The sequence below is a fragment of the Thioalkalivibrio sp. ALE21 genome, from assembly GCF_003208255.1.
Taxonomy (GTDB): domain Bacteria; phylum Pseudomonadota; class Gammaproteobacteria; order Ectothiorhodospirales; family Ectothiorhodospiraceae; genus Thioalkalivibrio; species Thioalkalivibrio halophilus.
The window spans coordinates 91,469-99,110 of the sequence record NZ_QKMA01000010.1; the positions used below are offsets into that span (position 1 = coordinate 91,469).

A 7,642-nucleotide genomic window follows, 5' to 3' on the forward strand; every position below is an offset into this window, starting at 1 on the left:
GGGGCCCGTGGAGACCACCCGATGAGCGAGAACGCCGAGCCGGTCACCGACGTCCTGCTGGTGGAAGACGAACCGGCGGACGTCCACCTGACGCGCATGGCCTTCGAGGAAGCCGGGGTCACCGCGCGCCTGCATCACGTGAACGACGGGCGCGAGGCCCTGCGGTTTCTGGCGGGTGAGGCGCCCTACGACCATGCCCCGCAGCCGGGGCTGATCCTGCTGGACCTGAACATGCCGCACATGGGCGGCCTGGAGTTCCTGCAACGCCTGCGCGAAACCGATCAGGCGGACGCGACCCCGGTGGTCGTCCTGTCCACCTCGGATCTGGAACGCGACATCCGCGCCAGCCGGCAAAACGGTGCGGCCGACTACATGGTCAAGCCGCTGGACATGGAACAGTTCTGCGTCCGGGTACAGCGACTGGCGCAGGACTGGAACCTGCCGCTGGCGGAGCACGCCCCGTCTCCGACCCCCGCCCCTTCCCCGACCGAGCGTCGCGACGCCTCGCCGGAAGCGCCCCGGAAAGGCGGAGACCATGCAACGGCCCCGGAGGACACCCGCAGGGAGGGCGTGCCGGTGCTACTGGTGGAAGACGAGCCGGGAGACGCCGACCTGGTGCGCTTCGGCCTGCGGGGCTCCGCCCGCGATCGCTTCGACGTCACCTGGGTCGACCGTTTGTCGGCGGTGCCGCAGGTCCTGGACAAGGTGTCGCCCGCCGTCGTTCTGCTCGACCTGTCACTGCCTGACAGCACCGGGCTGTACACCGTACGCGCCGCACGCGAGTGGTTCCGGGAGACGCCGATCATCGTGCTGACCGGTTACGACGACGAGGATTTCGCTCTCAGGACACTGGAGGCCGGGGCGGCGGACTACCTGGTCAAGGGTCGTATCGAGACCTCCACCCTGGTGCGCGCGATCCGCTATGCCCGCAGCCGCGCGAGTCTGGAGGGACGGGTCCGCGAATCGGAGGCGCGCATGGCCGCCGCACTCGAAGGGGCCCACCTGGGTCTGTGGGACTGGCGGGTCGATCAGGATTCGATGTATGTCGACCGCCGCTGGGGCGAGCTCACAGGCCTGGCGGAGGCGGAAGGAATCGGGCCCATAACGCTGTGGGAGCAGGTCCTGCATCCGGATGATCGCGAGCGCCGGGACACCGCGCTGCAGCGACACCTCGCGGGCGAAACCTTGCGCTATTCCGCGGAATTCCGGGTGCGCCACCCCTCCGGGTCCGAGGCCTGGCTGCTGGATGCAGGGCAAGTGATCGAGCGCGACCGTGATCAGCACGCCCGGCGCATGGTGGGCGTGGTCCAGGACATCACCGAACACAAACGAATGGAGCAGCGCCTGGAAACGCTGGCGCGCACCGACCCGCTGACCGGGCTGGCCAACCGCCGGCTGTTCATGGACGAACTGGAGCGCGAATACGCGCGCATGCGCCGGGAACCGGGCTACACCGCCGGCCTGCTGATGCTGGACATCGACCACTTCAAGCGGTTCAACGACCGTTACGGTCACGAGATCGGCGATCAGGTGCTGGTCGAGTTCGCCGACTGTATCGCATCCGCGCTGCGGGCCGGCGACCGCGCCGCACGCCTGGGCGGCGAGGAATTCGCGATCCTCCTCCACGGCACCTCGCCGGAAGGCGCCGAGCACACCGCGGAGCGCGTACGGGCCCGTGTGGAGGCGATGGAGCCGCAGCCCGAACGCCCGAACACCACCGGGGTGACGACCAGCATCGGGGTGACCATCCTTCGCGCGGACGACAGGGGCGCCGACGATGCGCTGCGGCGGGCCGATGATGCCCTCTACGCGGCCAAATCCCGGGGACGCAACTGTGTGGTCGTCAACGGCAGCGCCAGAGAGGAAGAGCCGCCGAAAGATTGAGACAGGTCATGGCAGCCCCGCGGGGAACAGGTCTATTTTCGTAGCAGGTGCGGCATATACCACAGGGAGAGCGCCATGATTACCGAAATCCTGTTTCAGTCCCCGATCGGCATCCTGACCATTGCGACCCTGCTCGGCATCGTTGTCTTCCTCGGCTGGGTGGGCTATGTGGTCGTGCACAACGTGCGCGAGGCCGGCAAGAACAAGTAACCCGGCATCCCCGAACGACCCGACGGGCATCTGCGTCGGGTTCCCCTGAACGAAAAGACCCCGCACCCGGGAACCCGGTTGCGGGGTCTTTTGCTGCGGCACTACGGCCGCGTCGGGTCAGGTGTGCTGGGCACCGTGATACAGGCGGACCACGTGCTTGGCCTCGGCGAAGAACAGCCAGCGCTCCATGCCGACCCCGATCAGGGTAGACACCAGGGCCAGCCAGCCGATCGCTGCGGGGGCGCCGGTCAGCACCGCCGCGAACACCAGCGCGGGGACGATAAAGCCCAGCAGGAACACCGCCATCTTCAGGATGTCCGTGGTGTTCTTGCCCGGGTCGTAACCAAACTCGTCGGTCAGGAACGTACCGGCGGTGTGGCCGGTATCCAGCAGCCGCACCGTGGCACGGTTGAAGGTGGTGGCCGTGTTGATCGTCGGGCCGGTCACGCGCGAGATCCAGAAATAGTAGATCCCCTTGAGGACCGCGGCGATCAGCAGCATCACGATGGCCACGCCGGCGTGCATCGCGGTGGCGTTGCCAAAGGCGCTGGCAATGGCCGCATAGGCGACCGCGCCGGTGGCCACGCCCAGCATGATGTAGTTGGCCGGGGTCAGTGCGGTGTTCCACTGACGGATGGTCTTCAGGCAGCCGTAGATCATGCCCGTCGAGAACAGCGTGATCACGGCGAGGATCGCGGCCACCAGGCCGGCCACCATGCCCAGCGGGCCGATCTCCGGACCGAACAGCAACACGCAGAGGCCATAGACCAGCGCAAACGGATAGAACAGCACGGCAAACACCGCCTCGCGCGAGAGCCAGGAGGTCTTGAAGCGCATGAACGAACGCCAGGCGTTCTTCTTGTTCGCCAGGTGGCCGGTGGAAAGGAGCAGGCCGAAGGTAATCAGGCCCAGCGCGGCAACGCCGTGGGCGATCAGTTCACCGTGGCTCATCGCCGGACCGATGCCGGCCAGGTGGAAGATCACCAGCAGGACGAACAGACCATAGCCGGCGCCCGAAGTGACCGTGAACAGGATGACGGAAAGTGCAGGATGCATGGTGTTTTCTCCCCGGGTGCGGCGCTTTAGCGCGCCACCATCTTGTTGACCCAGTCCTTCACCGAGCTGATCAGCGTATTGGCACGCACATCGTCGGTGGGAATGGGGCGGGTGACTCGCGGCGGCAGATACGTATTGACCGGCTTGTAGCCCAGCTCGGGCATCTGCTTCACCCCGCCGCGTTCGCGCACCAGACGGCTGACCTCGGATTCTTCGTCGTCGAAGTCACCGAAGAAGCGCGCATGCGCCGGGCAGGTGATCACGCAGGCCGGCTGGCGCTCTTCCGGCGGCAGGGCCTCGTCGTAGATGCGGTCCACGCACAGGGTGCACTTCTTCATCACGCCGTCTTCGCGGTCCAGCTCGCGGGCGCCGTAGGGGCAGGCCCAGGCGCAGTAGTTGCAGCCCATGCACTTGTCCTGGTCGACCAGCACGATGCCGTCTTCCGGGCGCTTGTAGGAGGCGCCGGTCGGGCAGACGTTCACGCAGTCGGCATGCTCGCAGTGCATGCAGGACATCGGGATGTTGACGGTCTTGTTGTTGGGGTAGTCCCCGACCTCATAGTGGCGAATGCGGTTGAACCACACGCCACTGGGGTCTTCCCCGTAGGGCTGATAGTCGGTCAGCGGTCCGGTGGTGCCGCTGGTGTTCCACTGCTTGCAGGCCACCGCGCAGGCATGGCAGCCCACGCAGGTATCCATGTCGATTACGAGTCCAAGACGCATGGTTGGTACTCCCTCAGATCGTTCGTGCGGGCGAGCCCCGTGACGGCGCCGGGCCGCCACGGGGCGGGCCGGCTCAGTTCTTGTCGTCGTCCAGCGAGCCGCGGGTCAGCACGTCGCGGATGTCGCGGTTCAGGTGCACGGGCTTGTGCGCGTGGTAGCGCAGCTGGTCCGGCGATTCGGACATGCCCGGCGTGGCCTTGACCTTGTCGAACTGCGGCCAGGAGCCCCTTTCCTCCGGCTCGGCCGGCGTGATCTTGACCTTCAGGTCATACCACGCGGCCTGGCCGGTGACCGGGTCGGAGTTGGTGATATCGTCCACCGGGTCGCCCTTCTTCGGCAGCAGCTCGCTGATGAGGTGATTCATCAGGAAGCCCTTCTGCGACTCGTTGGCGTCGTCCTTCAGCCCCCAGGCGCCCTTCTGCTTGCCGATCGCGTTCCAGGTCCAGACGGTATTGGGCTCGCAGCCCTCGATCAGCTTCACCTGCACGCGGATCTTGCCGTTGTGCGACTCCAGCCACACCCAGGACAGGTCCTCGATGCCCATGGACTCGGCCTTCTGGCGGTTCATGTACAGGTAGTTCTGGGCGCAGATCTGGCGCAGCCAGGCGTTTTGCGAATCCCAGGAGTGGTACATGAACATCGGGCGCTGGTTGACCGCGTAGAACGGGTACTCGTCCTCGTCGATGCGGGTCTGCTCCAGCGGCTTGTGCCAGATCGGCAGCGGATCGAAGAACTCGGTCAGGCGATCCTTGTGCTCCTGTTTCGTCGGCTGCGGACCGTCATACAGGCCCTGACCGGCCAGCTTGAAGCGCTGCTGGGTCTCGGAGTAGAGCTCGATGGTGATCGGGTCGGTCTTGCCCACCCAGCCGGCGTGCTTCGCCAGCTCCAGATACTCCTGGTTGGCGTAGCGGTAGAACTGCTGGCTCTCCGGCAGGTGATACATGAAGAACCCCTGGTTCTCGATGTACGCCTCCCACTGCTTCGGGTTCGGCTCGCCGCGCAGGTGGCTCTGGCCATCCTTGCCACGATAACCCGACAGAAAGCCGATGCCCGGCTCCTTCTCGAAGTTGACGATGAAGTCCTTGTAGTCGGCAAACTTGCGGCTGCCGTCGTCCTTCGTGAATGCCGGGAACTTCAGGCGGCCGGCCAGCTCGACCATCACCTCCTGCCACGGGCGCACGTCGCGATCCGGCTCGAGAATCGGATGGCGGATGGAGTCGGCCGCCGCGGCCGGCTCGGAGATCGGGCGGTCGAGCATGGAGATGGTGTCGTAGCGTTCCAGATAGGTAGTATCCGGCAGCACCAGGTCGGCAAAGCTGACCATCTCGGAGTTGAACGCGTCCGAGACCACCAGGTACGGGATCTTGTACTCGCCGTTCTCGTCCTTGGCCCGCAGCATGTCCATCACTTCGGCGGTGTTCATCGTGGAGTTCCACGACATGTTCGCCATGAAGAAGATGAGCGTGTCGATCGGGTACGGGTCACCCTTGACCGCGTTGGTCACGACCATGTGCATCATGCCGTGGTTGGAGATCGGCGCATCCCAGGAATAGGCCTTGTCGATGCGCAGCGGGTTGCCGTCGTCATCGATGACCAGGTCTTCCGGCGCGGTCGGGAACCCCAGCGGCGGGCTCTTCAGCGGGGTGTTCGGCGCGCATTCCTTCGCCGGCTTGATGCCCGGCGGGACGTGCTTGGGATACGGCGGCTTGGCCAGGTGACCGCCGGGGCAGTCCACCGAACCCAGCATGATCTGCAGGAAGTGGATCGCGCGGCATGTCTGGAAGCCGTTGGAGTGCGCGGAAATGCCGCGCATCGCGTGCATGGACACCGGGCGGCCGAACACCTTGTCGTGCTTGCGGCCCCAGGAGTCGGTCCACTCGATATCGAGCTCGATGGTCTCCTTGAACGCGACGTGGGCCATCTCCAGCGCCAGGCGCTCGGTCTGCTCGGCCGGCACGCCGGTGATCTCGGCAGTGTTCTCCGGGGAGTACTCGTCATCCAGATAGCGCTCGGCCAGCAGGGTCATCACGGTCTTGACCGGGCGGCCGTCGGGCGCGGTGTACTCGCCGAACAGCGCCGGCTTGATGTCCACCTGACTGCCGTCAACGAAGTCTTCCTTCTCCAGCTCCCAGACCAGCGGGTTGCCGTTGTCGTCGCGCAGGATCAGGCCGTCGCCCTGCTGCCCCGGGGTCTGCACCACCAGCTGGGTGGCGTTGGTGTAGCGCACCAGGAAGTCCCAGTCGAACTGGCTGTTCTTCAGCAGTACGTGCAGCATCGACAGCGCGAACAGGCCGTCGGTGCCGGGCTTGATGCCCACCCATTCGTCGGCGATCGCCTGGTAGCCGGTGCGCACCGGGTTGATGGCCACGAACTTGCCGCCGTTGCGCTTGAGCTTCTCCAGCCCGATCTTGATCGGGTTGGAGGCATGGTCCTCGGCCACGCCCCACAGCATGTGGTACTTGGTGCGGTCCCAGTCGGGATCACCGAATTCCCAGAAGGCGAAGCCGGTGGTGTACAGGCCGCCGGCGGCCATGTTCACCGAACAGAAGCCGCCGTGGGCCGCCCAGTTGTAGGTGCCGAACTGGGTCGCCCACAGGCCGGTCAGGGCCTGCATCTGGTCACGGCCGGTAAAGAACGCCAGCTTGCGCGGATCGGTCTCGCGGATCTTTTTCAGGCGTTCGGACAGGGTATCGATGGCCTCGTCCCAGGAGATCGGCTCGAACTCGCCGGCGCCGCGCTCGGTGCCCGGCTTGCGGCGCATCGGCTGGTGCAGGCGGGCCGGGGACTGCTGCTTCATGATCCCGGCGTTGCCCTTGGCACAGAGCACGCCCTTGTTGATCGGATGATGCCGGTTCCCCTGGATGTAGCGGACCTTGTTGTCCTCCACGGTGACCTTGATGCCACAGCGACAGGCACACATGTAACAGGTGGTGTACTTGATCTCCTGCTTGCCGTGATCTTCGAATTCGGGCAGGGCACTCATGGGCGCGACCTCGTTGACTGTCGGTTCAGTTGTCCACCGCGTATTGTGGATGCCCGGCGAGCCGGGTGCCAACGAGACTTTTCTATGCACGCATAGACTGGAGTTATTCGCGAAAGAATTTATTTATTCTTGCGCCGGAACTGTGCGATTTCCGACATGCTGACACGCATGACCTACGATATGTCCTGCCAAACATATCGCCTCGCCCGAGGCCGGGAGCTTCGATGAACGATCGCGGACTTGTGGATCCCTTTGGCCGTACGATCGAATACGTACGCGTGTCGGTCACCGACCGCTGCGACCTGCGCTGCTTTTACTGCATGCCGGAGGGCTTTCGCGATTTCGAAGTGCCCGAGCACTGGCTGACCTTCGACGAGATCGAGCGGGTGATGGCGGCCTTCGGGCGCCTTGGCACCCGGCGCGTGCGCCTGACCGGGGGCGAGCCGCTGGTGCGCCACAACATTCCGGATCTGGCGGCGCGGCTGAACGCCCTGCCGGGCATCGACGACATCTCGCTGTCCACCAATGCGGTGCGTCTGGCGAAGCACGCCGACGCGCTGGCCGCGGGCGGGGTCGGGCGCATCAACGTGAGCCTGGACACCCTGCGCGCGGAGGTCTTCAAGGACGTGACCGGCGGCAAGCTGGAGAAGGTGATCGACGGGCTGATGGCGGCGAAGCGCGCCGGGCTCGACCCGATCAAGATCAACATGGTGGTGATGGGCGGCATCAACGATACTGAGGTCGGCGACATGGTCGACTTCTGCATCGAGCACGGTTTCACCCTGCG

Annotated in this window: 6 protein-coding genes; 3 read left to right on the forward strand and 3 right to left on the reverse strand. The window is 65.4% G+C overall.

Features of this window, described 5'->3' with window-relative positions:
- Nucleotides 1-21 precede the first annotated feature (21 nt).
- Together D893_RS09530 and D893_RS14010 are read left to right on the forward strand one after the other, a co-directional pair.
- On the forward strand, nt 22-1,884 hold the full coding sequence (locus tag D893_RS09530; RefSeq protein WP_077243531.1) for a diguanylate cyclase: 1,863 nt from the start codon (nt 22-24) through the stop codon (nt 1,882-1,884).
- A 75-nt stretch (nt 1,885-1,959) separates the two neighbouring features.
- Nucleotides 1,960-2,094 carry a hypothetical protein gene (locus D893_RS14010; protein WP_018869066.1) on the forward strand — a complete coding sequence of 45 codons (135 nt, stop codon included), beginning with the start codon at nt 1,960-1,962 and terminating at the stop codon, nt 2,092-2,094.
- Nucleotides 2,095-2,211: 117 nt separating this feature from the next.
- Here the strand turns inward: D893_RS14010 and D893_RS09535 are convergent, their stop codons facing one another.
- The 3 genes from D893_RS09535 to D893_RS09545 all read right to left on the reverse strand — a co-directional run bounded on the left by D893_RS09535 (nt 2,212) and on the right by D893_RS09545 (nt 6,855).
- A complete protein-coding gene (locus tag D893_RS09535; protein WP_018947098.1) occupies nt 2,212-3,150 on the reverse strand; it encodes a DmsC/YnfH family molybdoenzyme membrane anchor subunit in 939 nt (312 codons plus the stop codon).
- Between the two features lie 26 nt (nt 3,151-3,176).
- Nucleotides 3,177-3,872 carry a 4Fe-4S dicluster domain-containing protein gene (locus tag D893_RS09540; protein ID WP_018869064.1) on the reverse strand — a complete coding sequence of 232 codons (696 nt, stop codon included), beginning with the start codon at nt 3,870-3,872 and terminating at the stop codon, nt 3,177-3,179.
- 73 nt (nt 3,873-3,945) lie between these two features.
- A complete protein-coding gene (locus D893_RS09545) occupies nt 3,946-6,855 on the reverse strand; it encodes a molybdopterin oxidoreductase family protein (RefSeq protein ID WP_077243530.1) in 2,910 nt (969 codons plus the stop codon).
- A gap of 224 nt (nt 6,856-7,079) precedes the next feature.
- Between D893_RS09545 and D893_RS09550 the strand changes: the two genes are divergently transcribed.
- The coding region (locus D893_RS09550; protein WP_146220546.1) for a radical SAM protein at nt 7,080-7,642 on the forward strand (563 nt) is incomplete at its 3' end.